17 protein-coding genes and 2 pseudogenes are annotated in these 24,501 nt (G+C 63.7%); 3 read left to right on the top strand and 16 right to left on the bottom strand.

Annotation, left to right across the window (positions count from 1 at the left end; all coding sequences use genetic code 11):
• Window positions 1–10 precede the first annotated feature (10 nt).
• From frr to H5J25_RS09130, 6 genes and pseudogenes are all read right to left on the bottom strand, one after another.
• On the bottom strand, window positions 11–568 hold the full coding sequence (gene frr / locus H5J25_RS09155; RefSeq protein WP_202095802.1) for a ribosome recycling factor: 558 nt from the start codon (window positions 566–568) through the stop codon (window positions 11–13).
• Window position 569: 1 nt separating this feature from the next.
• Window positions 570–1,292 carry a UMP kinase gene (gene pyrH, locus H5J25_RS09150; RefSeq protein ID WP_202095801.1) on the bottom strand — a complete coding sequence of 241 codons (723 nt, stop codon included), beginning with the start codon at window positions 1,290–1,292 and terminating at the stop codon, window positions 570–572.
• Between the two features lie 371 nt (window positions 1,293–1,663).
• A pseudogene (gene tsf / locus H5J25_RS09145) lies at window positions 1,664–2,597 on the bottom strand (translation elongation factor Ts).
• 292 nt (window positions 2,598–2,889) lie between these two features.
• Window positions 2,890–3,646: pseudogene (gene rpsB, locus H5J25_RS09140) on the bottom strand (30S ribosomal protein S2); the annotation flags it as partial.
• 396 nt (window positions 3,647–4,042) lie between these two features.
• On the bottom strand, window positions 4,043–4,861 hold the full coding sequence (gene pssA, locus H5J25_RS09135; protein ID WP_202095800.1) for a CDP-diacylglycerol--serine O-phosphatidyltransferase: 819 nt from the start codon (window positions 4,859–4,861) through the stop codon (window positions 4,043–4,045).
• A 31-nt stretch (window positions 4,862–4,892) separates the two neighbouring features.
• The gene (locus H5J25_RS09130) at window positions 4,893–5,624 is read right to left on the bottom strand and encodes a phosphatidylserine decarboxylase (protein WP_202095799.1); all 732 of its coding nucleotides are present in this window, start codon (window positions 5,622–5,624) and stop codon (window positions 4,893–4,895) included.
• A gap of 152 nt (window positions 5,625–5,776) precedes the next feature.
• On the opposite strand from H5J25_RS09130, the gene H5J25_RS09125 reads away from it, so the two are divergent.
• Both H5J25_RS09125 and H5J25_RS09120 read left to right on the top strand, forming a co-directional pair.
• Window positions 5,777–6,997, top strand: coding sequence for an NADP-dependent isocitrate dehydrogenase (locus H5J25_RS09125; protein ID WP_202096244.1), 1,221 nt, complete (start codon window positions 5,777–5,779; stop codon window positions 6,995–6,997).
• Window positions 6,998–7,111: 114 nt separating this feature from the next.
• On the top strand, window positions 7,112–8,914 hold the full coding sequence (locus tag H5J25_RS09120) for a cation:proton antiporter domain-containing protein (RefSeq protein WP_202096242.1): 1,803 nt from the start codon (window positions 7,112–7,114) through the stop codon (window positions 8,912–8,914).
• A 481-nt stretch (window positions 8,915–9,395) separates the two neighbouring features.
• Here the strand turns inward: H5J25_RS09120 and alaS are convergent, their stop codons facing one another.
• The 3 genes from alaS to H5J25_RS09105 form a co-directional block, all read right to left on the bottom strand.
• Window positions 9,396–12,056: an alanine--tRNA ligase gene (gene alaS / locus H5J25_RS09115; RefSeq protein ID WP_202095798.1), complete on the bottom strand. Its 2,661-nt coding sequence runs from the start codon at window positions 12,054–12,056 to the stop codon at window positions 9,396–9,398.
• Window positions 12,057–12,134: 78 nt separating this feature from the next.
• A complete protein-coding gene (locus H5J25_RS09110) occupies window positions 12,135–13,055 on the bottom strand; it encodes a diacylglycerol/lipid kinase family protein (RefSeq protein ID WP_202095797.1) in 921 nt (306 codons plus the stop codon).
• Complete coding sequence (locus tag H5J25_RS09105) at window positions 13,052–14,314, bottom strand: M24 family metallopeptidase (RefSeq protein WP_202095796.1); 1,263 nt, start codon at window positions 14,312–14,314, stop codon at window positions 13,052–13,054. Before H5J25_RS09105 ends, H5J25_RS09110 begins: the two co-directional genes overlap by 4 nt.
• Window positions 14,315–14,390: 76 nt before the next feature.
• Here H5J25_RS09105 and H5J25_RS09100 point away from each other — a divergent pair, with 76 nt between their 5' ends.
• Complete coding sequence (locus H5J25_RS09100; protein WP_202095794.1) at window positions 14,391–15,710, top strand: dicarboxylate/amino acid:cation symporter; 1,320 nt, start codon at window positions 14,391–14,393, stop codon at window positions 15,708–15,710.
• Window positions 15,711–15,725: 15 nt separating this feature from the next.
• Here H5J25_RS09100 and H5J25_RS09095 read toward each other — a convergent pair whose 3' ends face one another.
• The 7 genes from H5J25_RS09095 to recR form a co-directional block, all read right to left on the bottom strand.
• Window positions 15,726–16,364, bottom strand: a complete 639-nt coding sequence (locus H5J25_RS09095) for a glutathione S-transferase family protein (protein WP_202095792.1) — start codon at window positions 16,362–16,364, stop codon at window positions 15,726–15,728.
• Between the two features lie 306 nt (window positions 16,365–16,670).
• Window positions 16,671–17,765: a recombinase RecA gene (recA, locus tag H5J25_RS09090; RefSeq protein ID WP_404829598.1), complete on the bottom strand. Its 1,095-nt coding sequence runs from the start codon at window positions 17,763–17,765 to the stop codon at window positions 16,671–16,673.
• A gap of 318 nt (window positions 17,766–18,083) precedes the next feature.
• Window positions 18,084–18,437 (bottom strand): response regulator, encoded by a 354-nt coding sequence (locus tag H5J25_RS09085; protein ID WP_202095790.1) that lies wholly within the window; start codon window positions 18,435–18,437, stop codon window positions 18,084–18,086.
• Window positions 18,438–18,473: 36 nt separating this feature from the next.
• The gene (locus tag H5J25_RS09080) at window positions 18,474–20,867 is read right to left on the bottom strand and encodes a hybrid sensor histidine kinase/response regulator (protein ID WP_202095789.1); all 2,394 of its coding nucleotides are present in this window, start codon (window positions 20,865–20,867) and stop codon (window positions 18,474–18,476) included.
• Between the two features lie 134 nt (window positions 20,868–21,001).
• The gene (locus H5J25_RS09075; RefSeq protein ID WP_202095788.1) at window positions 21,002–23,065 is read right to left on the bottom strand and encodes a M13 family metallopeptidase; all 2,064 of its coding nucleotides are present in this window, start codon (window positions 23,063–23,065) and stop codon (window positions 21,002–21,004) included.
• A gap of 124 nt (window positions 23,066–23,189) precedes the next feature.
• Window positions 23,190–23,720 (bottom strand): peptide deformylase, encoded by a 531-nt coding sequence (def, locus tag H5J25_RS09070; RefSeq protein ID WP_202095787.1) that lies wholly within the window; start codon window positions 23,718–23,720, stop codon window positions 23,190–23,192.
• A 145-nt stretch (window positions 23,721–23,865) separates the two neighbouring features.
• Window positions 23,866–24,462 carry a recombination mediator RecR gene (recR, locus tag H5J25_RS09065; protein WP_202096224.1) on the bottom strand — a complete coding sequence of 199 codons (597 nt, stop codon included), beginning with the start codon at window positions 24,460–24,462 and terminating at the stop codon, window positions 23,866–23,868.
• Between the last annotated feature and the right edge of the window lie 39 nt (window positions 24,463–24,501).

Below are 24,501 nucleotides of genomic sequence, written 5' to 3'. Positions count from 1 at the left end.
GGCGCCGAACTCACTTGCCGAGGATTTCCTTTTCCTTGGCACTTGCCGCCGCGTCGATTTCGGCGATCGTCTTGTCGGTCAGCTTCTGAACCTCGGTCTCAAGCTTCTTGCGGTCATCCTCGCCGAAAAGACCCTTTTTCTCGTCCGTCTTGAGCGAATCCATTCCGTCGCGGCGTACGTTACGCGCGGCGATGCGTGCATCTTCCGCATATTTGCCGGCCAACTTGGCGAGTTCCTTGCGGCGTTCTTCCGTCAGATCCGGGATCGGCAGGCGCAGCGTCGTGCCGTCGACGATCGGGTTCAGGCCCAGGCCGGCCGAACGGATCGCCTTGTCGCACGGTCCGACGTTCATTTTGTCCCACACCTGCACCGACAGCATCCGCGGCTCCGGCACCGAAACCGTTGCCAACTGGTTCAGCGGCATGTGCGCGCCGTACACCTCGACCGTCACAGGATCGAGCAAAGACGTCGAGGCGCGGCCGGTGCGCAGGCCCACCAGATCGCTCTTCAACGCTTCGACGGCGCCGGTCATGCGGCGTTCGAGATCGGTCTTGTCATATGCGGCCATGTCAGCCCTCCTTCTTGACGGTCGTCGAAATGCCCTCGCCCGCCAGAACCGCGGCAAGATTGCCGTGGTCGCGGATGTTGAACACGACGATCGGAATGTCGTTGTCGCGGCACAAGGCGATGGCGCTTGCGTCCATAACCTTGAGATTGTCAGCAAGCACCGTGTCGTAGCTTACTGTTTCATAACGTTTTGCGGTCGGAACCGTCTTGGGATCGGCATCATACACCCCGTCCACCGACGTCCCCTTGAACAGCGCATCGCATTTCATTTCAGCCGCGCGCAATGCCGCGCCGCTATCGGTCGTGAAGAACGGGCTGCCCGTGCCTGCGGCAAAGATCACGACGCGGCCCTTTTCCAGATGACGCATCGCACGGCGGCGAATGAACGGTTCGCAGACGCTGGCCATCGGAATGGCCGATTGCACGCGCGTCTGCACGTTGATCTGTTCCAGAGCGTTCTGGACGGCCAGCGCATTCATCACCGTCGCGAGCATGCCCATATAATCGCCGGTCGCCCGGTCCATGCCGCGCGCCGCACCGGCCATGCCGCGGAAGATGTTACCGCCGCCGACCACCACGCACAGCTCGAACCCCTGCTCCTTCGCATCGGCAATCTCCTGCGCGACGCGCGCCGTCACCGCAGGATCGATCGCCAGACCACCCTCTCCCATCAGGACTTCGCCCGACAATTTGAGCAGGATGCGTTTGTACGAAGGTGCTGTCACGGGAATCCAATAAATTGATGTCGGGGGCGGCGCGGACCTTAGTGGTGCGGGCGCGGGATTGGAAGCGGGAAGGCTATGCTTTCGCGGCCGGCTGGGAGCAAGTCGGCGCGTTCCCCCGAAACTTCATAACGCGATATCTGATTTGGGGCCGATCGACATTCAGAAGATGACGTGCCGAAAACGGTGGTTTTGCGTGACCCGGAGCGCAGCATACTCTCGGTACGTGAGCACCGGAAGCGCGCGAAACCGCCGTTTGCAGGCCGTCAGGGCTGAATGTCGATCGGCCCGAGGTAAGCTTTTGGATGGGCCAGATGCAGCAAAGGGGCCGCGTCCTGCGACACGGCCCCTTCTGTTCGATCAGGCAGTGCGGCTTATGCCGGCTGCTTGACACCCGATGCGGCGGCCACTTCGGCTGCGAAATCCGAAGCTTCCTTCTCGATGCCTTCACCGAGCTGGAACCGGACATAATCGACCAGCTTGATCGGCGTGCCGGCGGCCTTCGCCGCATTGGCGACGACGTCGGAGATCTTGGTCTTGCCGTCCATGACCAGCAACTGGCTGACCAGAGCGTTTTCCTTGCGGTACTTCGCGATGCCGCCCTCGACCATCTTGGCGATGATGTCGGCCGGCTTGCCGCTCTCGGCTGCCTTTTCGGTGGCAATCGCACGCTCGCGCTCGATCACTTCCGGATCCAGATCTTCCTCGTTCAGCGCCAGCGGGAAAGCGGCCGCGATGTGCATCGCGATCTGCTTGCCGAGCGGCTCCAGAACGTCGGCACCGGCCTCGCTCTCCAGCGCGACCAGAACGCCGATCTTGCCCAGGCCGGTCGCGGCGGCGTTGTGGACGTACGGAACGACCGCACCCGACGTCACTTCCAGACGCTTGGCGCGACGGATGTTCTGGTTCTCGCCGATCGTGGCGATGTTGTTCGTCAGGACTTCCTCGACGGTCTTGCCGGCCATAGGAGCGGACTTGATCGCGTCGATCGAGTCACCCTTTTCGAGCGCGACCGACGTGACGTCGCGGACGAACGACTGGAACTGCTCATTCTTCGCCACGAAATCGGTCTCGGAATTGACTTCGACCGCTGCACCCTTGGTGCCCGAAACCTCGACGCCGACCAGACCTTCGGCCGCGGTGCGGCTGGACTTCTTCGCGGCCGACGCCAGGCCCTTGGCCCGCAGCCAATCGATCGCCGCCGTCATGTCGCCGCCCGATTCTGGTCAACGCCTTCTTGCAATCCATCATGCCTGCGCCGCTCTTCTCGCGCAGGTCCTTCACTGCTGCTGCCGTAATCTCGGCCATGTCTCTCATCCTTCCTTGTGCGACCCGAACGGGCCTTAAATGAACCGTCCGCCCTGAGCTTGTCGAAGGGCTGCCCTGCTCTTGTTGCAAGAGAAAGACAGCGCTCCGACAGGCTCAGCACGGACGGGTATGAGGCTTGTCGAAGCCCTGGAGTTACGCGTCGATCTGGCGCTCGCCCTCGACAGCCGTTTCCGGCTCGCTCGATGCCGCCCGAGATTCCGGATCTGCTGCCGCAAAGTCCGCTTCCCCAACCACCGTATCCGCCGCGACCGAGGGGGGATGCCTCGACCGGTGCAACCGTCAGCGCTTCCTCGACCGGAGGACGCTCCATCGCGCCGACATCGACGCCACGACGCTGCTGCTGCTCCTGTCCGCCACGCGTCGCTGCGATCGCGATCGCTTCGCAATACAGGCGGATAGCGCGGCTGGCGTCGTCGTTCGCCGGAACCGGGAACGCGATACCGTCAGGCGAAACGTTCGAGATCGAGGATCGCGACAACCGGGATACCCAGCGTGTTCGCTTCCTTGATCGCCAACTCTTCCTTGTTGGCGTCGATCACGAACATAACGTCCGGGATGCCGCCCATGTCGCGGATGCCGCCGAGCGAAAGCTCCAGCTTGTCCTTTTCACGGGTCAACTGCAGGACTTCCTTCTTGGTCAGGCCGTGCGTATCGCCCGTAAGCTGCTCTTCGAGCGTCTTGAGACGCTTGATCGAATTGCTGATCGTCTTCCAGTTGGTGAGCATGCCGCCCAACCAGCGATGGTTGACGAAATGCTGGCCCGAACGACGGGCGGCCTCTGCGACCGGCTCCTGCGCCTGACGCTTCGTGCCGACGAACAGCACCTTACCACCAGCGGCGGTCGAGGCTGCAACGAACTCGAGCGCGCGGGCGAAGAGAGGAACGGTCTGCGACAGATCGAGGATGTGGACGCCATTGCGGTCGCCAAAGATGTAAGGCTTCATCTTCGGGTTCCAGCGGTGCGTCTGGTGTCCGAAGTGCGCGCCAGTTTCGAGCAATTGCTGCATCGAGACGACAGGTGCCGCCATAATAATATCCTTTCCGGTTGTTCCTCTGGGAAGCGAGTGATCCATCGGGCGAAGCCCAGGACACCGGCTATGTATGCTTCCCATGCGGTATGAAGGCGCGCCCATTACCGCGGGCCTGTCCAGAAATCAAGCGTTGACAGCAGGAACATGAGTAGAACATAACGGGTTCACAAGGCGGACATGGAACGGAACACGCCGAAGCGAGTTTCTTGTTCCATACTCTAGCCCATGTTCAGGGAGTTTGGGCAATGATGACGGTTGTAGCTTTTTTGGTTTTTGGATCGGCGCTGGCTGTTTCGCTGACGGTGATCGTTCACACGATGGCGCCCGCTATGCCGCGGATCATATCGCTGCTATCTGGACGCGATGATGTCGCTACGATGCGGGCGCTCGTTCTCAGGGACCGACGTCATGCCCTGCGCTCGCGATCGGCGCACTTCCCGGCACCGCAGGCGCAGCGCGCAGCCGCTTGATCCGTGCGTAACTGGCGATGCTGAACGGTATCGATATTAAATAGGCGACACACAGCGCTGAGACCGTGTGCCACGGCGCTGAGATGACGGCGGCTCCGAGCAAAACGACGATCGCAAGCGCTTCGAACCGGATATTACGGCGAAGCTTCATCGATCCCCACGAGAAGGTTGCGACGCTGGATATCATCAGCGTCGCCATCGCCGCCACCCACGGCGCGACGAGGTACGGCGATCGGAACGGTTCTTCCCCGGTCCAAACCCAGAAGAACAACGGCAGCATCGCGAGGGCGGCACCCGCCGGGGCCGGAACGCCGGTAAGAAAGCCGGCAGATTTGTGAGGTTGTTCCTCGAGATCAATCTGCGCATTGAACCGTGCCAGCCGGAGCGCGCAAAATACCGCAAGAACGAGAGCGCAAAGCCAGCCGATTCTCGGCAAGTCTTTCAACGACCATAAGTACAGGATCAGCGCGGGGGAAACGCCGAAGGATATCGCGTCGGCGAGCGAGTCCAGTTCGGCACCGAACCGACTCTCACCGTGCAGCATCCGGGCAATTCGGCCATCCAGTCCGTCCAAGACACCAGCCAGCATGATCATCGTCACGGCGATCTCGAAATCGCCCGAGATACCGAAGCGGATTCCGGTAAGGCCGCAACACAGTGCGAGCGCGGTGATCGCGTTTGGCGCAACCGCACGCAGTGGAAGACCGCGCCGCACGCGCGGCAGTGATCGCTTCATCGCCATGCCGTCATCGTCCCGATCCTGTGGGTGGCCGTCACTGCGAAATACCGCTCGGCACGACGCCGCCGACACGCCCGAGGATCGTTTCCCCCGCCACGGCCCGCTGGCCGAGGCACACCTGGCACTTGAAGTCGTCCGGAAGGAAGACGTCGACACGACTGCCGAAGCGGATTAATCCGACACGCTGTCCCGTCGCGACCGTGTCCCCGGGCTTTACGAATCCCAGGATACGGCGAGCGACGAGACCGGCGATCTGCGTGAAGCCCACGCGACGTCCGTCCTTGCCTTCGACGACGATGTGCTGACGCTCATTCTCTTCGGACGCCTTATCGAGATCGGCGTTTACGAACTTGCCGGAAATATAGACGACCTGACGGATCGTACCTGCGATCGGGGTACGGTTGATGTGCACGTCGAACACCGACATGAAGATCGACACACGGACCAAAGGTGCGGCGCCGAGACCATTCTCGCCCGCCAGTTCAAGCGGCACGGGCATGCGCTGGATCATCGTGATCAGGCCATCGGCCGGCGCGATGATCAAACCATCGCCCTGGGGTGTCACCCGCACCGGATCGCGAAAGAACGCGACGACCCAGGCGGTCACTGCCAAGAGCGGCCAGAATAGCACGTTCGAGATCATCCACGTGCACAGCAATGTGACGGTCAGCGCGATCAGGACGTATTTGCGGCCTTCGGGATGCATTTCGGGGAAACGCCATTTGATCGTGGAGGTTACCACCGGCGGTTTTTCTAGGGATGCCATGCGCCCGTTCTACCGGTCGGGTCGCATGCTGACAACGCTCGTTGGCGCCGCCGCAGCCGATCCGTGCCGGCCAGACGCGCCCAAGAGGTTGATCCGGTCCGCCCTTGCTCCTAGACGCTTCCCCAAACCTCCCCAGAATGGACAAGAGCAACATGGCGAAGATCAAGGTAAAGACGCCTGTCGTGGAGATCGACGGCGACGAGATGACGCGGATCATCTGGCAGTGGATTCGCGAGCGCCTGATCCTCCCCTACCTCGATATCGACTTGGAATATTACGATCTGAGCGTGCAGAAGCGCGACGAGACGGACGACAAGATCACGGTCGATTCCGCCAAGGCGATCCAGAAATACGGCGTGGGCGTGAAGTGCGCTACGATCACCCCGGACGAGCAGCGGGTCGAGGAATTCGCCCTTAAGAAGATGTGGAAGTCGCCGAACGGCACGATCCGCAACATCCTGGGTGGCGTGGTCTTCCGCGAACCGATCGTCATCAAGAACGTACCCCGGTTGATCCCCAGCTGGACGCACCCGATCGTCGTCGGTCGCCACGCGTTCGGCGACCAGTATCGCGCGACCGACTATAAGGTGCCCGGTCCCGGCAAGCTGCGCCTCGTATTCGAAGGCGATGACGGCACGATTATCGATGAGGAAGTGTTCCAGTTCCCGAGCGCCGGCGTGGCGATGGCGATGTACAATCTGGACGATTCGATCCGCGACTTCGCTCGCGCCTCGATGCACTATGGCCTGAACCTGAAATGGCCGGTCTATCTGTCGACCAAGAACACGATCCTCAAGGCCTATGATGGCCGCTTCAAAGACATCTTCCAGGAAGTGTTCGAGAGCGAGTTCAAGGATAAGTTCAAGGAAGCGGGCATCGTCTACGAGCATCGCCTGATCGATGACATGGTCGCATCGGCGCTGAAGTGGAACGGCGAGTTCGTCTGGGCGTGCAAGAACTATGACGGCGACGTGCAGTCGGATCAGGTCGCACAGGGCTTCGGCTCGCTGGGCCTGATGACCTCCGTTCTGCTGACCCCGGACGGCAAGACCGTTGAGGCCGAGGCAGCGCATGGCACCGTCACGCGTCACTTCCGCATGCACGAACAGGGCAAGGCGACCTCGACCAACCCGATCGCCTCGATCTTCGCCTGGACCGGCGGTCTGAAGTATCGCGGCAAGTTCGACGGCACCCCGGAAGTCACGGAATTCGCCGAATTGCTGGAACGGATCTGCGTCCAGACGGTCGAGAACGGCCATATGACGAAGGATCTGGCGATCCTGATCGGCCCGGAACAGCCGTGGATGACGACGGAGCAATTCTTCGAGCAGGTCCGCGTCAATCTCGAAAACGCCATGGGCGCACGCGGTTAAGTCGAACACCCGCCCGCCGGTATCCGGCGGGCGGCACCTCCCGGCGCGAATAAGCGCGTCCGCACGGCGATCAGAGGGCTGACAACGGCTTTCTTTCGCGGTTAGATGACCGCCATGGCCTCCCCCCTCGACAATAGCGGCTTCAGCGACGCCCTCGTCATTCTCGGTGCGGCTGGCATCGTCATCCCCGCATTCGCCCGCTTTCGGATCAGCCCGGTCATCGGGTTCATCCTGGTCGGTCTGCTCGTCGGGCCTTCGGGACTCGGCAATTGGGTGCAGGAATATCCCTGGCTCTATTACCTGACGATTTCCGACGCGCATTCGATCGAACCGTTTGCCGAATTCGGCATCATCCTCCTGCTCTTCTCGATCGGCCTGGAGCTTTCGCTCAAACGCTTGTGGTCGATGCGCTCGCTGGTCTTCGGAACCGGCGCGGCGCAGTTGCTCGCGTCCGGCATGCTGATCGGGATCGGCCTGTACGTTGCGGGACAGGCATCGACCGGGGCCGCGGCGCTCGGCATCGCTCTGGCTTTGTCCTCGACCGCTCTGGTGCTGCCGATCGCGGGAACGAGCAGCATCGTGGGGCGCACCGCGTTCGCGATGCTACTTTTCGAGGATCTGGCGCTCGTCCCGATCATCTTCGTCCTGGGCGCGCTGGCTCCGAGCGCGTCGGGCGACGGGCTGACCAACATCATCGGCGTGCTGGGGCGCGGCGCGATCACGGTTGCGGTGATCTTTCTGGCCGGCCGGATGCTGCTGCCGAAATTGTTCGCGCAGGCCGCCCGGACGAAGAGTCCCGAACTGTTCCTTGCCGCGTCCCTGCTGGTGGTGATCGCCGCCAGCCTTGCCACCACCGCGGCTGGCCTGTCGCCGATCGTCGGGGCGCTGCTGGCCGGCCTGCTGATCGCCGAGACCGATTACCACAGCGAGGTCGAGGTGATTACCGCGCCGTTCAAGGGGCTTGCGCTGGGTGTCTTCCTGATCACGGTGGGCATGAGCCTCAACGTCGAATTGATCGCGGAGCATTGGGTCAGCCTGCTGCTCGCGATCGTCGGGGTCGTCGCGGTGAAGACGGCGGTGACGTTCGGCCTGTTGAAGCTGGCGCGGATCCGCAATGGCGTGGCGGCGGAAGTCGGCGTGATGATGGCCAGCCCGTCCGAGACGACGCTGATCGTGCTCGGCACCGCGGCGCAGGCGCAGTTGATCCAGGCGTCCACGGCGAACTTCTGGCAGACGGTGACTGCGATCGGCCTGACGATCACGCCGTTGCTCGCCCAGCTCGGCAAGCGTGCCGCCAAGCGGATCGAGAAACGCAGCAGCGGTGACGGCAGCGAACTGGAGATTCCGCCCGAAGGCCCCGGCACGGTCGTGATCGGCTTTGGACGCGTCGGCCGGATGGTCGCCGATATGTTGAAGGTTCATAATCAGCCGTTTGTCGCGGTCGAGGCTGATATCGATGCGGTCGCCGCCGCCCGGCTGGAAGGTTATCCCGTGATCTTCGGCGATGTCGCGCGCAGCGAACTGGTCGACCGGCTCAATCTCGGCCGGGCGAAGGCGTTGATCCTGACGATGGATGATCCTGTTCTGTCCGTACACCTGACCCGGCGCGTGCGCGGCTGGGTGCCCGACCTGACCATCGTCGCACGTGCCCGCGACACCGCCCACGCCGCGCAACTGTACAAGGCGGGTGCGACCGATGCGGTGCCGGAAACGCTGGAAAGCTCTTTGCAATTGTCGGAGGCTGTGCTGGTCGACCTGGGGGTCGCCGTGGGGCCGGTGATTGCTTCGATCCATGAAAAGCGTGACGAACTTCGTAAGGAAATACGCGCGGTAGCCGAAATGGACCGCGATCCTAGACTAAAGCGCCTGCGTCGCCAGACGCCGGGGCCGAGTACGCTGGGCGAGAACGTCGCCTGATTCTGGCCGCCATTGCGGTCGGTGTGATCCGGCGGAAGTGTACACTAGAATGCGATGACTTTAAAAAACCCGTTCGTGCTGAGCCTGTCGAAGCACCTGTCCCGGGCCCGCCCTTCGACAAGCTCAGGACGAACGGTAGAGGTAGACCGACCTTATGTCATCATGCACTAAGGTCACACCGGGGTCACACTGTCGGACCCTTTCCACGACCGTTTGCGCCGACCATGTCGAAGCGATGTTCCGGTGGCAGTCGTTAGGTAAGCTAAGTGCGATCCCGACATGGAAAGCGTTGCCAGCACGGGCCGCGGTGAGATCTCGATGATCCGCGCGACCATCGGCCGAAGTTCACAGAAAGTCACACGGTACGGACCGTCTGTCGAGCGCGGCGCGCCCAACCCGATCAGACTTAAACAGCAGCAATGTCAAAGAACCGCAGCGGCATAGCCTGCCGCCGCGGTGTAGGACAGGACGCCGCGGCCGATCAGTTTGCGAGTGCCGCCCGGATTGCGGCGATTGCGTCGTCGCCCTTCGTGCCGTCCGGTCCGCCACCCTGCGCCATGTCGGGACGCCCGCCCCCGCCCTGCCCGCCGAGCACCGCCACGGCGATCCGCAACAGGTCGACGGCATTGTGGCTGCCAGCGAGATCCGGCGTGATGCCGACCGCGATCGAGGCGCGGCCGTCATTGACCGCGACGATCGCGGCGATGCCCGATCCGATGCGCTGCTTGGCCTCGTCCACCGCGCCGCGCAGGCCCTTCGCGTCGAAATCCTGCAACACCTGACCGACGAAGTTGACGCCGCCGACCTGTTCCGGACCAGTGGGCGCGGCCCCTGCCCCGCCGCCCAGCGCCAGCGCCTTCTTCGCTTCGGCCAGTTCGCGTTCCAACCGGCGGCGATCCTCGACCAGGGCCGCAACGCGCGCAGGGACCTCGTCGGGCGTCGATTTGAGTGTCGCGGCGGCCTCGCGCAGCTTTTCGTCGCGCGACGCCAGATATTGGCGCGCCGCTTCACCGGTCAGTGCCTCGATACGACGCACGCCGGACGATACCGCGCTTTCGCCGACGACCTTGAACAGGCCGATATCGCCCAAAGCGGCCACATGCGTGCCACCGCACAGTTCGAGCGAATAGACCTTGCCGTCCGCCTCATCGCCCATCGACACGACGCGGACCTCGTCGCCATATTTCTCACCGAACAACGCCATCGCGCCTTCCTCGATCGCCTCTTCGGGCGTCATCAGGCGCGTCGAGACGGCGCTATTGCCGCGGATCTGGTGGTTGACGTCGGCCTCGACCTCACCGATCCGGGCAGGATCGATCGCGGACGGTTGCGAGAAGTCGAAGCGCAGACGGTCCGGCGCGACGAGGCTGCCCTTCTGCGCGACATGCAGGCCGAGCCGCTGGCGTAGCGCCTCGTGCAACAGATGCGTAGCGGAATGGTTGGCGCGGATCTGGTCGCGACGTGCGGTGTCGATCTGAAGCTTGACCGTGTCGCCGACCTTGACGCTGCCTTGGCTTATATCAGCGTGATGAACGAAAACCCGACCAAGTTGCTTGGACGTTTCAACAACATGCGCATGCAGGTCGTTTTCGTCGGTTATGTAGCCGGTATCGCCAACCTGCCCGCCACTCTCCCCGTAGAAGGGGGTTTGATTAACTATGATCGAAACACTGTCGCCAGCATCAGCTTGTTCAACACGAACACCGTCCTTGACGAGCGCGACTACCTGTCCCTCGCTAGCCGTGTCCCGATAACCGAGGAATTCGGTGCCGCCGGACTGTTCAGCAATGTCGAACCACACTTCGTCCGACGCCTTTGCGCCCGATCCCTTCCACGCCGCACGCGCTGCCTGTTTCTGGCGCGCCATCGCGGCGTCGAATCCTTCGCGGTCGATGCCGAACCCCTGTGAGCGCAGCGCGTCTTCGGTCAGATCGTAGGGGAAGCCGAACGTGTCGTAGAGCTTAAACGCGGTTTCACCCGGCAGGGTGGCGCCCGGCGTCATCCCCGCCGTCGCCTCGTCCAGCAGGCGCAGGCCGTTGGTCAGCGTACGGCGGAACTGCGTTTCCTCCTGCACAAGGGTCGATTCGATCGACGCCTGCGCACGCAACAACTCCGGATAGGCCGCGCCCATTTCCGCGATCAGCGCGGGGACCAGCCGGTGCATCAACGGCTCCTTCGCACCCAGCAGATGCGCGTGGCGCATCGCGCGACGCATGATCCGGCGCAACACATAGCCGCGCCCTTCGTTCGCCGGCAGCACGCCGTCTGCGACGAGGAAGCCGCTGGTGCGCAGATGGTCCGCGATGATCCGGTGGCTCGCCTGATTGTCGCCGGTCGTCGGCGTACCGGTCAGCGCGCCGCTTGCCGCGATCAGCGCCTTGAACGTGTCGGTATCGTAATTGTCGTGCACCCCCTGCAGCACGGCGGCGATCCGCTCCAGCCCCATGCCGGTGTCGATCGAAGGCTTGGGCAGGTCGGCAACGATGACGTTGTCGGCCTGCTCATATTGCATGAAGACGAGGTTCCAGATCTCGACGAACCGGTCGCCATCCTCGTCCGGGCTGCCGGGCGGGCCACCGGGAATGTGATCGCCGTGATCGTAGAAGATTTCGGAGCATGGGCCGCACGGGCCGTTATCGCCCATCGTCCAGAAATTGTCGCTCGTCGGGATGCGGATGATCCGCTCCTCCGGCAGGCCGGCGATCTTGCGCCACAGGTCGAACGCCTCGTCGTCGGTATGATAGACGGTGACGGTCAGCCGGTCAGCGGGCAGGCCCCAGACCTTGGTCAGCAGCGTCCAGGCATGGGTGATCGCCTGATCCTTGAAATACTGGCCAAACGAGAAATTGCCGAGCATTTCGAAGAAGGTGTGATGGCGCGCGGTGTAGCCGACATTGTCCAGATCATTGTGCTTCCCGCCTGCGCGCACGCACTTCTGGCTTGACGTCGCCTTATTGTAGGGGCGGCTTTCCAGCCCGGTGAAGACGTTCTTGAACGGCACCATCCCGGCATTGACGAACATCAGCGTCGGATCGTTCTGCGGCACCAAAGGTGCGGACTGGACGCGGGCGTGGCCGGCATTCTCGAAATAATCGAGGAAGGAGCGGCGGATGTCGTTCGTGGACATGAAGGGTGCGGTCATGGGCAAGCGATCTAGGCGAGCGCGCGGCGACACTCAAGCGACACGGTCGTGCAATATCGGGAAAGGTCGGAGCCGGTGTCAGGCTTGGGGGGCCAGCGGCGGCGCGATGACGGTGAGCGCACCAGGATCGACGCGGAATTCGAGTGGCAGGGTGAGCGTCCGCACCTCGCCGTCCAGCGCGATATCCACGTCGTCCGATCGCCCTGTGACGGTCAGTTCGGGCACGTCGCCGATAGCTGCGAAATCCTCCTGCCGCTTCACCTTGCCGATCGCGGCGCGCAGGGCGAACCCGATCAACGCTGCGCGACCGCGCGATGCGAGCGCGAAGACCGACAGGCGGCCGTCGTTCAAGGCATCGCGCTTGCCGATGCGCCCCGCCTCCAGCGAATAGTGATTGTTGCCGACGAACAGCATCGGCGTCCGGACCTCGCGAGTGGCGGCCGGTGTCCGCAACCGCAAGCTATGATGCCGCAGCCTTTTCAGCGCGGTCCACGATGCGGGGATTGCAGCGATCCATTTTGGCAGGCCGTGCGCCTCCTGCTCCTCCTCACGCTCGCGGACCATCGCGGGATACAGGCCGATCGATGCGTTGTTGATGAAAAAATGATCGTTGACACGCGCGACGTCGATCTGCCGCTTGTCGCCCTTTGCGATCACCCGCGCCGCCTCGTCCAGATCCAGCGGGATATCCAGTTCGCGGGCCAGATGATTGCGCGTGCCGAGCGGAAGAATACCGAGCGCTGCCTTGCCGTTCCGCACCTCGCCCGCCGCGCATCCGATCGTGCCGTCGCCGCCGCCCACGACCACCACCGGCAGGTGCGCGCGTTTCGCTACCGCCTCCTGCATGTCGCAGCCGTCGATCAGATGCAGGTCGATCGTCACCCCGGCGCGATCGAACGCCGCACGGACGGACGGTTCGAGCGTGTCGCCCATCCGTGCCGCCGTGCCTCCGCCGGCATTTATCAGGACCGGCACCGGGCCGGACGCGGGAGCGCTCACCCGAACGGCGCGTCGATCGAGGATGGCGGGCGCGAGAACCATTGCGGTCCGGCGTCGGTCATGTGGAAGCAATCCTCCAGCCGCACGCCGAACCCGCCGGGAATGTACAGGCCCGGTTCGTTCGAAAAGCACATGCCCGCCGCCAGCCGGGTCGTCTCGCCGCGCACCAGATTGACGGGTTCGTGTCCGTCCATCCCGATGCCGTGCCCGGTCCGGTGCGACAGACCGGGAAGCTTGTAGTCGGGGCCGTAGCCGATCGACGCATAATATCGACGGACCGCATCATCGACGCTGCCCGCGGTCGCGCCGATCCTGGCCGCGGCGAACGCGACCTGTTGGCCGCGCGCGACCTGATCCCAGACGATGCGCTGCCGTGCCGTCGCCGAACCGAAGACGAAGGTGCGGGATACGTCGGATTGATAGCCCTGCACGGTGCAGCCGCAGTCCATCAGCACGATCTGGCCGTCCGCCACGACCTGCGGTTTCTTGCTGCCGTGCGGATAGGCGGCGGCCTCGCCGATCAGGACCAAAGCGAATTCCGGACTGCCGCCCAGCTGGCGCGTCGCGGCGTTCATCAGCGCGCCGACATTGCCGTTGGTCATCCCCTTCTCGATCCGGGGATACGTCCAGCGATAGGCGGCGATCGTGACGTCGGTCGCGAGCTGCATCAGCGCGATCTCGGCCGCGGTCTTGATGCCACGGCAGCCGCGCACGACCGGGTTTGCAGAGACGATGCGCGCGCCCGGCAATGCGCGCGCCAGCCCGTTGACGGCGAAGTAGCGGACGGTTTCCTCGATGCCGATCGGCTGCGCTGACAGCTTGCGATCGCGCAGGAAGCCCGCGACGAGGGCGAGCGGATCCTCGTCTTCCTGCCAGACGCGTACGTCCGCTGTGATGCCCAGCGTTTCGCGGACCGATGGCTCCTCGAAAAAGGGCGTGACGATGCACGGCGTTCCCTCGACCGGGATGACGACGCAGGTCAGCCGCTCGCTCCGGCCCCAGCGGACGCCGGTGAAATAGGTCAGCGACGATCCCGCCTCGACCAGCACGGCGCCGATCCCCTGCGCCTTCATCAGCGATTGCGCGCGCGCGATCCGCTGGTTCCGCTCCGCCTGACCGGTCGGTGCCATGCCCTTGGTCATGTCGGATAAACCCGACAGGTCGGGTTCCGCGGCCCGGACGATCCGGGGTATCGTGAGCATCGGCAGTACGGCGGCGGCGGCGATCAGCTGGCGGCGATTGGGCTTGGCATCGGGCATGGCCCAGCGATACGGCGCTTGACCGCGCGCCCGCAATCCCCTTCCTTGGCCGCCACGTACGAACACCGGAGCATTCATGGGCAAGCGCCTTACCTATTTTATCCTGATCGGCCTTGTCGCCGGCATGATCGTGGGCCTCGCGGTCAACGGCTATTATGACGACAATGGCGGCGCGGGCACTAAGTTCGCGGGCGAGATCGCCGGGTATTTCTCGATCGTCACTGCCCTGTTCCTGCGCCTGATCAAGATGATCATCGCGCCTCTGGTCTTCTCCACCCTGGTCGTCGGCATCGCGCATATGGGCGATACGCAGGCGCTGGGGCGCATCGGGTTCCGCGCGGTCGGTTGGTTCCTGTGCGCGAGCCTCGTCTCGCTGCTGCTCGGGCTGGTGCTGGTCAACTTCTTCCAGCCGGGCGTCGGACTGGCGATCCCGATCCCGCCCGCGGAGGCGGCAAGCGGTATCGATCGCGCCGCGTTCAACCTGAAGGACTTCATCACCCATATCGTACCCGCATCGATGGTCGATGCGATGGCCAAGAACGAGATCCTGCAGATCGTCGTATTCTCGCTGTTCGTCGGCGTCGCGATCACCGCGGTGGGCGAGAAGGCCGCGCCCCTGGTCCGCGGGATCGACGCGCTGGCGCAGGTAATGCTGCAGGTGACGAACTATGTCATGCGGTTCGCGCCGTTTGCGGTGTTCGCCGCGGTGGCGGGGACGCTCGCCGAACGCGGACCGTCGATCATCGCCAGCCTCGCCTATTTTATGGGGACCTTCTACATCGGCATGGGCATCCTGTGGTGCCTGTTGATCGGGGTTTGCTTCCTGATCGTCGGGCCGCGGACGACACAGTTGGTGCGGTATATTCGCGAGCCGCTGCTGCTCGCTTTCTCGACCGCATCGTCGGAAGCCGCCTATCCGCGTACGCTGGAGGCGCTGGACCGGTTCGGCGTCCCGCCGCGCATCGCCAGCTTCGTGCTGCCGCTGGGCTATTCGTTCAACCTGGACGGGTCGATGATCTACATGACCTTCGCGACGATGTTCATCGCGCAGGCGTATGGCATTCCGCTGACGCTCGGGCACCAGATCCTGATGCTACTCGTCCTGATGGTCACGTCGAAGGGCGTGGCGGGCGTGCCGCGCGCCAGCCTGGTCGTCATCGCGGCGACGCTCGCCTTCTTCGATATTCCGGAGGCCGGGCTGCTGCTGATCGTCGCCGTCGATCACTTCCTCGACATGGGCCGATCCGCCACCAACGTGGTCGGCAACGCCGTCGCGAGCGCGGTGATCGCGAAGTGGGAGGGGCAGCTCGACCCGCTGGAATCGCCAGTCATCGAACCGCTCCCCGCCCCTGCGGGTACAGGCCCGAAGGTCGATCGCGACAGCTTTCAGGGTTGAGCGAAGGTACGGCCCTTACGCATAGGCGTAGGGGCCGCCCTTCTTGAGCGCGGTCTGGTAGGCTGGGCGCGCGTGGATCTTGTTCAACCATGCGATCGTCGCTGGCCTCGAGCCATCCAGCCCGGCGCGACCGCGTGCCGCCTCCAGCGGGAAACTCATCATGATGTCGGCGGCGGTCAGTTCCTCGCCGGCGAGCCACGGGCGCTTGGCAAGTTCGCTTTCGACGAAATCGAGATGGACGGCGGCCATCGGCTGGACCCGCTTGATCGCGCGCTTGCCGAAGAACGGGATTCGACCGAGGACCAGCAGCAGAAGCAGCGGCGGCATCATCGAGCCTTCGGCATAATGCAGGAACTGCCGGTACAATAATGCCGAATCGCGATGCGCAGGTGCGCCGAGCTTGCCGTCGGCCTTCTCGACCAGATATTCGCAGATCGCCCCCGTTTCGATGATCACGCGACCGCCAGCGGATTCGGTGTCTTCGAGCACCGGCGATTTGCCCAGCGGATGCACGGCGCGCAATTCGGGCGGGGCAAGCATCGTCACCTTGTCGCGTTCGTATCGCTTGATCTCGTAAGGCAGGCCGAGTTCCTCGAGCATCCACAGGATGCGTTGCGAGCGCGAATTTTCGAGGTGATGAACGATCAAGGTCATGGCGCGCTCCGGTCTGTCTGTTCCGGATCGACCCTAATCACGCTGCGGCCGGTAAATCCACTGCAATGCCACGGACATGGCGTGGGTCAGCCCGACGGCGACCGCAAACGCCAACGCGAAAGGCTCGCCAGCGCGGGCGAGCCTTTCCATGTGTGTGCGACGCGCGATACGGGCACGCCGCCGTGTAATTTCCGTCGCGATACCCAGCGACCGATATTCGCTTTATCGCCTTTCGAGGTCACGGAGCCTCGGTCGGCGCGACAGCCGGGGCATCCCGCCGCCCCGTCGGCCGGGCGGCGCTGGACCTCAGACCTCGTCGGTGTCGTCCTCTGGCTCTGGGCCGGCCATCATCTCTTCGGCGACCTTGTCCGTCCGCGTGCGGATCGCCTGTTCCAGACGATCGCACATTTCCGGATTGTTCTTCAGGAACGTCTTCGAATTCTCGCGCCCCTGGCCGATGCGGACGCTGTCATAGCTGAACCATGCGCCGGATTTCTCGACCAGCCCCGCCTTGACGCCCAGATCGAGGATCTCACCAATCTTGGACACACCCTGACCGTACATGATGTCGAATTCGACCTGCTTGAACGGAGGCGCGACCTTGTTCTTCACGACCTTCACCCGCGTGGTGTTGCCGATGATTTCCTCACGATCCTTGATCTGTCCGGTCCGGCGGATGTCGAGACGCACGCTGGCATAGAATTTGAGCGCATTGCCGCCCGTCGTGGTTTCCGGATTACCGTACATCACGCCGATCTTCATGCGCAGCTGGTTGATGAAGATCACCATGCAGCGCGAGCGGCTGATCGATCCGGTCAGCTTGCGCAGCGACTGCGACATGAGACGGGCCTGAAGGCCGACATGGCTATCGCCCATCTCACCCTCGATTTCCGCGCGTGGAACGAGTGCCGCGACAGAATCGACGACCAGAACGTCGATCGCGTTCGACCGGACGAGCGTGTCGACGATCTCCAGCGCCTGCTCGCCCGTATCCGGCTGCGACACGATCAGTTCGTCGATGTTGACGCCCAGCTTCTTCGCATAGACCGGATCGAGCGCATGTTCCGCGTCGACGAACGCGGCAGTACCGCCGGTCTTCTGCGCTTCGGCGATGACGTGCAGCGCAAGCGTCGTCTTGCCCGACGATTCAGGACCATAAATCTCGATCACGCGACCGCGCGGCAAACCACCGACGCCAAGCGCGATATCCAGACCGAGCGACCCGGTCGAGATCGCCTCGACCTGCATCGCTTCCTTCGAGCCCAGCTTCATTGCCGAACCCTTGCCGAACGCACGATCGATCTGCGCGAGTGCGGCTTCGAGAGCCTTGGCACGCTCGTTTGCGGCCTTGTCGTTAGCTGCTGCCATTTTGCTGTCTATGACCTTCAAAGATACCGCCACCAGAAGCCTCCGTCGCTAGACCGAACACCAAATGCATTCAATTGCTGTTGGAGATGTATTGCATTTGTTCCGCCAGAACAAGTGCGGAACAGATGAATTTTTCAGAGGTCGGGAGGCGTTGGAATCGGGGCACAATTCTTGCCGCTAACCGGGTATGCGAAAATTACGGGTGCCGTCGGGCGTTGGATACCCTTATCTTTGCGGCTCGCGTCTCGTCGGCAGCGACGCGATGGCCAAGTGCTTCGACACGCTAAGCACAAACCGTCCGGATAGTGTTCCGAAAGGTAAAGCAGTCAGCGCCCGGGAAACCCCGGCCGTTCAGGCCAGTGCGTCGAGCGCCTTGGAAACGCCGTCCATCGTGAAGGGCTTGGCCAAGGTCGGGCGGTCGCGATGTTCCTCAATCAGGCCGTCCTGCGTTCCGCCGGTCGCGAAGACGAACGGTACGCCGCGTTCCGCGAGCGCGTCGGCGATCGCCCAGCTCTTTTCACCGCCGCGCAGGTTAACGTCGAGGATCGCGGCATCGATCCCGCCGCCATCGACGAGCGCCAGCGCGTCGCCGACATTATCGGCCTGACCCGCCATGTCCTTACCCAGAACTTCGAGGAAATCCTCCAGCATCATCGCGATCAAGGGTTCGTCCTCGACGACGAGGATGCGCTGTGGAGACGTCATGCGACGGCCTTAGCCAAAGCCCCTGCGCGCGCCAACCTATTTCGAAGCCAGAACGGTGCGAGCCGCTTCGGCAAGTTGCTGCACTGAAAAGGGTTTGGCGAGGAACTGGACATTGTCCAGATCGATCGACTTGCGCAGCGTTTCCTCCGCATAGCCGGACATGAACAGGATCGGGAGATCGGGGTACCGCTCGCGCGCCTTCCGCACCATCGTCGGGCCGTCCATGATCGGCATCATCACGTCCGAAATGAGCAGGTCCGGCCGGTCGTTGCGTGCCAGCACTTCCAGCGCGGCCTCGCCATGTTCCGCGGTCAGAACGGTATAGCCCTGGCGCACCAGCGCACGCTCGGCGATCGCGCGCACCATGTCCTCGTCCTCGACCAGCAGGATCGTGCCCGTGCCCCACAGATCGGACGCCTTCTCCTTCACCACCACGGGCGGGCGCACGGGTTCTGGCGCGGCGGTGGCGGTGTGGACCGGCAGGAAGATCGTGAAGGTCGTCCCCGCCCCGCCCTTGTTATTGTCCGCAAAGATATAGCCGCCGGATTGCTTGACGATGCCGTACACGGTGGACAGGCCCAGGCCGGTGCCCTTGCCGACTTCCTTGGTCGTAAAGAACGGCTCGAAGATCTTCGGCAGGATTTCGGGCGGGATACCGGTGCCGGTGTCCGCGATCTCCAGCGCGACATAGTCGGCGATCGGTAGGATATCGTTGCCCATGTGGCGAACCTGCGCCGCGGAAACGCCCTTGGTCTGGATCGACAGGATGCCGCCGCCGCCTTTGGCCATCATGGCATCGCGCGCATTGACCGCGAGGTTGACGACGACCTGTTCGAGCTGCCCCGGATCCGCGCGCACGGCGCCAAGACTGCGCCCGTGCTTGACCGTCAACGTCACCGTTTCACCCAGCAAGCGCTTGAGCAGGTTCGACACTTCGGAGATCACGTCCGGCAATTGCAGCACTTGCGGGCGCAGGGTCTGCTGACGCGAGAACGCCAGCAACTGGCGTGTCAGGCTTGCCGCGCGGTTCGAATTGGCGCGGATCTGCTGGATGTCGTCATAATCACTGTCGCCCGGCGTGTGGCGCATCAGCATGAGATCGCAATGTCCGATGATCGCGGTCAGGATGTTGTTGAAATCGTGCGCGACGCCGCCCGCCAATTGGCCAACGGCCTGCATCTTGGTCGCCTGCGCGACTTCACGCTTTAGCCGCGTTTCCTCGCCATTGTCCTTCAGGCTGAGCAGCACCGCCGCCTCGCCAAGCCCGCGCGCGCCGGCGATCGACAGCGCGACCGGCTCGTCCGGATGATCCTTCAGCCGTACCGCGAGGTCGGTGGAATGCGTCGCGCCGTTGGCGAAGCGACGGATCGCATCCGCCACCACGCCCTTGTCCTCACGCACCAGCAGATCGCCGGGATAGAGCGGCGGCGCGTGCGGATCGACCTGCGCGGCGCGCGCGAACGCGTCGTTCATCTGGATGAAGCGTCCGTCGCGGTCGACCAGCGCCATGCCGAAGGGCATCAGGCTGACGAGACTGCGGACATGCGCCGTCGCATTGCCGCCGATCGCCGGTGTGGCGACATTGGCTTCCTCGTCGAGCAGGGCGACCAGCATCGGCGCGTCGTCCCCTTCGAGGAACGGGATCTGCAGCACGCGTAACGGCACGCCGTTCAGCCCTTCGCGTTCGAACCGCACCTGTCCGTGATCGTCGGTGATCAGGAAACGGGCAAAGTCGCGGCCCGAGGCCGCTCCGTCGTCCTGCCCCATAGCGCGGGCGCGGAACACGCGGTTCGCGCTGCGGATGCGCCCTTCCGGACCGATCAATACGGTCATTATGCCGGCGGAACCGAGCCGGTCGCCGGTCGGTCCGACGATCAGCCCCTCCACCGAGGCGGCCATGTCGAGCCCTTCGGCACCGCGGAAGCGCCAGACGAGCAGATCCTCCGCCTGGCCAGCGCGTTCGACGAATGCGGCGAGCGGCGTGCCGCGGGCCAGCAGCCGCTCGACCTGCGCTGTGCCGTCTCGCCATGCGGCCCGCCCTGCCCCGCTCAGCCGGTCGACACCGTTGTCGTCGATCGGTAGGCCGGGCGGTGTCGGAAAGCCCGCGAACAGTTCCTCGTAGCGATCGTTGGCGCAGATCAACCGGCCGGCCCGGTCGGTGATCGCGACCGCATCCGGGCTGGCGCTGGCCAAAGCGCGCGCGACGCTCCAGTCCGGCTCCGCCGGCTTGCCGCGCGTGGCCGGAAACAGCCGGCGGATTGCGACCAGCGTTCCCGCGACCACGAGCCCCGTCGCGAGGAAAGCCCCGGCGACGACGGGGTTGCCGATCAACCCCAGCACGACCAACGCCGCCGCGACACCGCCGCCCCCGGCGATCAGGGCGGCGCTTCGGGCGGTGTGGTGATCGGAAACTGCGGGGGGGCTGGCCATCACCGGGGTTCTTGGGGGGGCGTGGCGGGGGCGTCAAGGGATTACCGATTCGAAACCGGCCGTTCCGTGCCAAAAGCGGAACCTGCCCCTGAATACCCCCGACAATCCCCCGCGGACGACGGTTGAAAACCCGCTTACCAGACCTTCAACCGGTCGGCGGGCGCCAGGTATAGCTTCTCGCCCGGCTTTGGCTGGAACGCACCGTACCACGGGTCCATGTTGCGGACGATCGACGTACGCTGTTCCGATGGGCTGTGCGGATCGGTCAGCAGGCGCTGGCGCAACGTCGCCTCGCGGTAGCTGCGACGCCAGACCTGCGCCCAGCCGAGATAGAAGCGCTGATCGCCGGTAAAGCCGTCGATCACCGGTGCCTCGGCGCCGTTCAGCGACTTGCGATACGCGTCATACGCCACGGTCAGCCCGGCGAGATCCGCCATGTTCTCGCCCAGCGTCAGCGCACCCTTCACATGCATGCCCGGCAGAGGTTCATAGGCGTCATACTGCGCCACGACCTTGCCTGTCAGTGCGTTGAAGTTCTTGACGTCGGCCGGGGTCCACCAATCGGACAGGGTGCCGGACGCGTCGTACTTCGCACCCTGATCGTCGAAGTGATGGCTTAGCTCGTGACCGATTACCGCGCCGATGCCGCCGTAATTGACCGCCGGATCGGCGGCCGGATCGAAGAACGGAGGCTGCAGGATCGCCGCCGGGAAGACGATCTCGACCATGCCGAAATTGGCATAGGCGTTCACCGTCATCGGGGTCATGCCCCACTCCCAACGCTCGACCGGCTTGCCCAGCTTGCTCGTCTGGTAATCGTGCTGGAACCGGTTCGCGCGAACGTTGTTGCCGAACGCGTCGCCGGCGACGATCTGCAGGCCGGAATAATCCTTCCACCGGTCCGGATAGCCGATCTTGGGGACGAACGCGGCCAGCTTGGCATGCGCCTTCACCTTGGTTTCGGGCGCCATCCATTCCAGCTGGTCAATGCGCGTATCCATTGCGGAGATGATGTTCTTGACGAGGGTATCCGCCGCAGCCTTTGTTTCGGGCGGGAAATACTTCGCGACGTACAGCTTGCTGACCTCGTCATCCAGCGAACCGCTGGTGAACTGCACGGCCCGCTTCCAGCGCTCCTCCTGCTGCGGCGTACCGCCAAGCGTCGTGCCGTAGAAAGCGAAACGCTCGTCATCCAGCGGCTTGGGCAGCACGTCGGCGAAATTGCCCAGCGCCTTGAAAATCAACTGGTCGCGCAGCACGCCGATCGGCGCGGCCGCGACAAGCTTCGAGATCGCGGCGATCGCGGTCGGCTGCGCCACCACGACGTCGGTCACGCCCTGCGCGCCGCCCGCATTGAACATCGCGGCGAAGTCGAACCCGGGCGCCAGCTTCTGCAATTGCGCGACGGTCATCTTGTTATACGTCTTGGTCGCGTCGCGGCTGTCGATCCGGGTCCAGCTGACACGGGCGATTTCCGTTTCGAAATCTACGATCGCCTTGGCGCGGGCCGCCGCATTCGGTTCGCCCGCCAGCGTGAACATCTTCGCGATATGCGACTGATACGCCGTCTTCGCCGCCGCCAGCTTGGCGTCCTTGCTGAGATAGTAATCGCGATCGGGCAAGCCGAGGCCGGACTGATAGATGCCGAAGACATAGGCATTCGGGTTCTTGTCGTCCTGACCCACGCCGCCAGCGATCGGCGCGCCGACGCCGTCGCGCGACAATTCACCGATCAATGCCGAATAGCTCTTCTTGGTCGCGCCCTTGATCCTGGTCATCATCGGCTGGATCGGGGCCATGCCCTTCGCATCGATCGCCGCGCGGTCGAGATAGGTCGCATAGGCGATACCGATCTTGGACGACGGATCCTTCGCCTGCTCGTCGAGAATGCCGCGCGTGCGGGATTCAGACAGGTCGGACAGGATGTTGAACGCGCCGTAATTGGACTTGTCCGCCGGGATCGGCGTGGTCTTCGTCCAGGTGCCGCTGGCATAATTGTAGAAGCTGTCCCCCGGCTGCACGGCGCGGTCCATGCCCGCGGTGTCGAAGCCGAACGTGCCATATGCCGGCTTTGCCGCCGGCGCGGCTGGAGTCGAAGCAGGTGTGTCAGCGATCGGAGCGGCATCGGGCGTTTGAGTCGTCGCGCATCCGGCGAGCGCGGTGGCAGAGAGCAGAATGAAGACGAGCGAACGATTCATAGAAAACGACTCCGGAACGATGGATGCCGTGTGGTCTACCCCGCCAATACGCTTGTCAATTTGTAGTAACCAAATTTACCAGTCTGCGCCCCGCCCCAGGTCGCGGGTATCAAAGCGTCACGGGTCAGGCCGCCTTTCGGGCCTTTGCCAGCTTTTTCATGATCATGTCGCGCTTCAGTTTCGAGATGTGATCGGTGAACAGGACGCCGTTCAGATGGTCGATCTCGTGCTGAATCGCGGTCGCCATCAGCCCGTCAAACTCGCCCTGATGCAAGGCGCCCTTATCGTCCAGCCAGCTGATCGTGCAGCGTGCGGGACGCTGGACCTCGGCATATTGTTCGGGGATCGACAGGCAGCCCTCGTTATAGCTGCCGAGTTCGTCGCTAACGGCGGTCAGTTCGGGATTGATGAAGACGTGTGGATTGCGGACGGGCTTGGCGTCCTCTTCGTCGCTATCGGGTTCCTGCAGGTCGATCACGACGATGCGTTGTTCGATGCCGACCTGCGTCGCGGCGAGGCCGATGCCGCGCGCGTCGTACATCGTGTCGAACATGTCGGACACGATCGCGCGGACCGCATCGGTCACCTCGGGCACGGGCTTCGCGACGGCGCGCAGGCCGGGGTGGGGAACTTCGAGAATGTCTAGGATTGCCATGCGTGCGAGCTAGGAAAGCGATGGCGAGGCGTCAAGTTGACTTGTGGCTTCATAGAGGGTGGCAGGAGAAGATGTGTTCGCGCGGAGGCGCGGAGACGTGGCGAAGAAAAATCGAGGCGCTTCGCGGTATCGCGGCGATAGTGGCTCAGGCGACGGGGCGTCTGGCCCGTAACGCCTGGGCGAGTGTGCCTTCGTCGAGGTAATCCAGTTCTCCGCCGACCGGCAGGCCGTGCGCGAGCTGGGTGACCCGGACGGGGAAGCGCTCGATGCGTTCCGCGACGTAATGCGCAGTTGTCTGGCCTTCCAGCGTGGCGTTCATGGCAAGGACGACTTCGTCCACGCCGCCGGATTCCACCCGGCGAACGAGCGAATCGATCGCCAGATCTTCGGGGCGGATGCCTTCGAGGGCGGACAGCCGGCCACCCAGAACGTGGAAGCGGCCCGGGAAAAGCCGCGAGCGTTCGAGCGCCCAGAGATCGGCGACCTCCTCGACCACGCAAAGCGCACGGGCGTCGCGGCGATGGTCCGCGCAAATCCCGCACGGATTGGTCGTGTCGATATTTCCGCAGTTAGAACAGGTTGCCAGATTATCCTTCACCGCACTCAGAGCAGTGAGCAACGGCGCCAGCGCAGTCTCCCGCTTCTTGAGCAGGTGAAGTACCGCCCGGCGCGCCGACCTGGGGCCGAGACCCGGCAACCGGGCAAGCGCCAGAGTCAGGGCATCGATTTCGGGAGAGGCCATGCAGAACAGATAGGGGGTTGCGCGAGCGAATGCCATGCG

Origin of the sequence: Sphingomonas aliaeris (assembly GCF_016743815.1) — a bacterium.
GTDB classification, from domain to species: domain Bacteria; phylum Pseudomonadota; class Alphaproteobacteria; order Sphingomonadales; family Sphingomonadaceae; genus Sphingomonas; species Sphingomonas aliaeris.
The sequence above is the reverse complement of the archived record's forward strand: the minus strand, read 5'-3'. Positions and strand labels throughout refer to the sequence as shown.

What these genes read in the sequence shown, in the direction of transcription:
- def (WP_202095787.1), bottom strand. Translation starts at nt 23,720, where the DNA reads ATGGCAATCCTAGACATTCTCGAAGTTCCCCACCCCGGCCTGCGCGCC.
- H5J25_RS09085 (WP_202095790.1), bottom strand. Translation starts at nt 18,437, where the DNA reads ATGACGTCTCCACAGCGCATCCTCGTCGTCGAGGACGAACCCTTGATC.
- pssA (WP_202095800.1), bottom strand. Translation starts at nt 4,861, where the DNA reads ATGGCGATGAAGCGATCACTGCCGCGCGTGCGGCGCGGTCTTCCACTG.
- recR (WP_202096224.1), bottom strand. Translation starts at nt 24,462, where the DNA reads ATGGCCTCTCCCGAAATCGATGCCCTGACTCTGGCGCTTGCCCGGTTG.
- H5J25_RS09095 (WP_202095792.1), bottom strand. Translation starts at nt 16,364, where the DNA reads ATGACCTTGATCGTTCATCACCTCGAAAATTCGCGCTCGCAACGCATC.
- H5J25_RS09120 (WP_202096242.1), top strand. Translation starts at nt 7,112, where the DNA reads ATGGCCTCCCCCCTCGACAATAGCGGCTTCAGCGACGCCCTCGTCATT.
- alaS (WP_202095798.1), bottom strand. Translation starts at nt 12,056, where the DNA reads ATGACCGCACCCTTCATGTCCACGAACGACATCCGCCGCTCCTTCCTC.
- H5J25_RS09080 (WP_202095789.1), bottom strand. Translation starts at nt 20,867, where the DNA reads ATGGCCAGCCCCCCCGCAGTTTCCGATCACCACACCGCCCGAAGCGCC.
- H5J25_RS09125 (WP_202096244.1), top strand. Translation starts at nt 5,777, where the DNA reads ATGGCGAAGATCAAGGTAAAGACGCCTGTCGTGGAGATCGACGGCGAC.
- frr (WP_202095802.1), bottom strand. Translation starts at nt 568, where the DNA reads ATGGCCGCATATGACAAGACCGATCTCGAACGCCGCATGACCGGCGCC.
- H5J25_RS09075 (WP_202095788.1), bottom strand. Translation starts at nt 23,065, where the DNA reads ATGAATCGTTCGCTCGTCTTCATTCTGCTCTCTGCCACCGCGCTCGCC.
- H5J25_RS09130 (WP_202095799.1), bottom strand. Translation starts at nt 5,624, where the DNA reads ATGGCATCCCTAGAAAAACCGCCGGTGGTAACCTCCACGATCAAATGG.
- H5J25_RS09100 (WP_202095794.1), top strand. Translation starts at nt 14,391, where the DNA reads ATGGGCAAGCGCCTTACCTATTTTATCCTGATCGGCCTTGTCGCCGGC.
- H5J25_RS09105 (WP_202095796.1), bottom strand. Translation starts at nt 14,314, where the DNA reads ATGCCCGATGCCAAGCCCAATCGCCGCCAGCTGATCGCCGCCGCCGCC.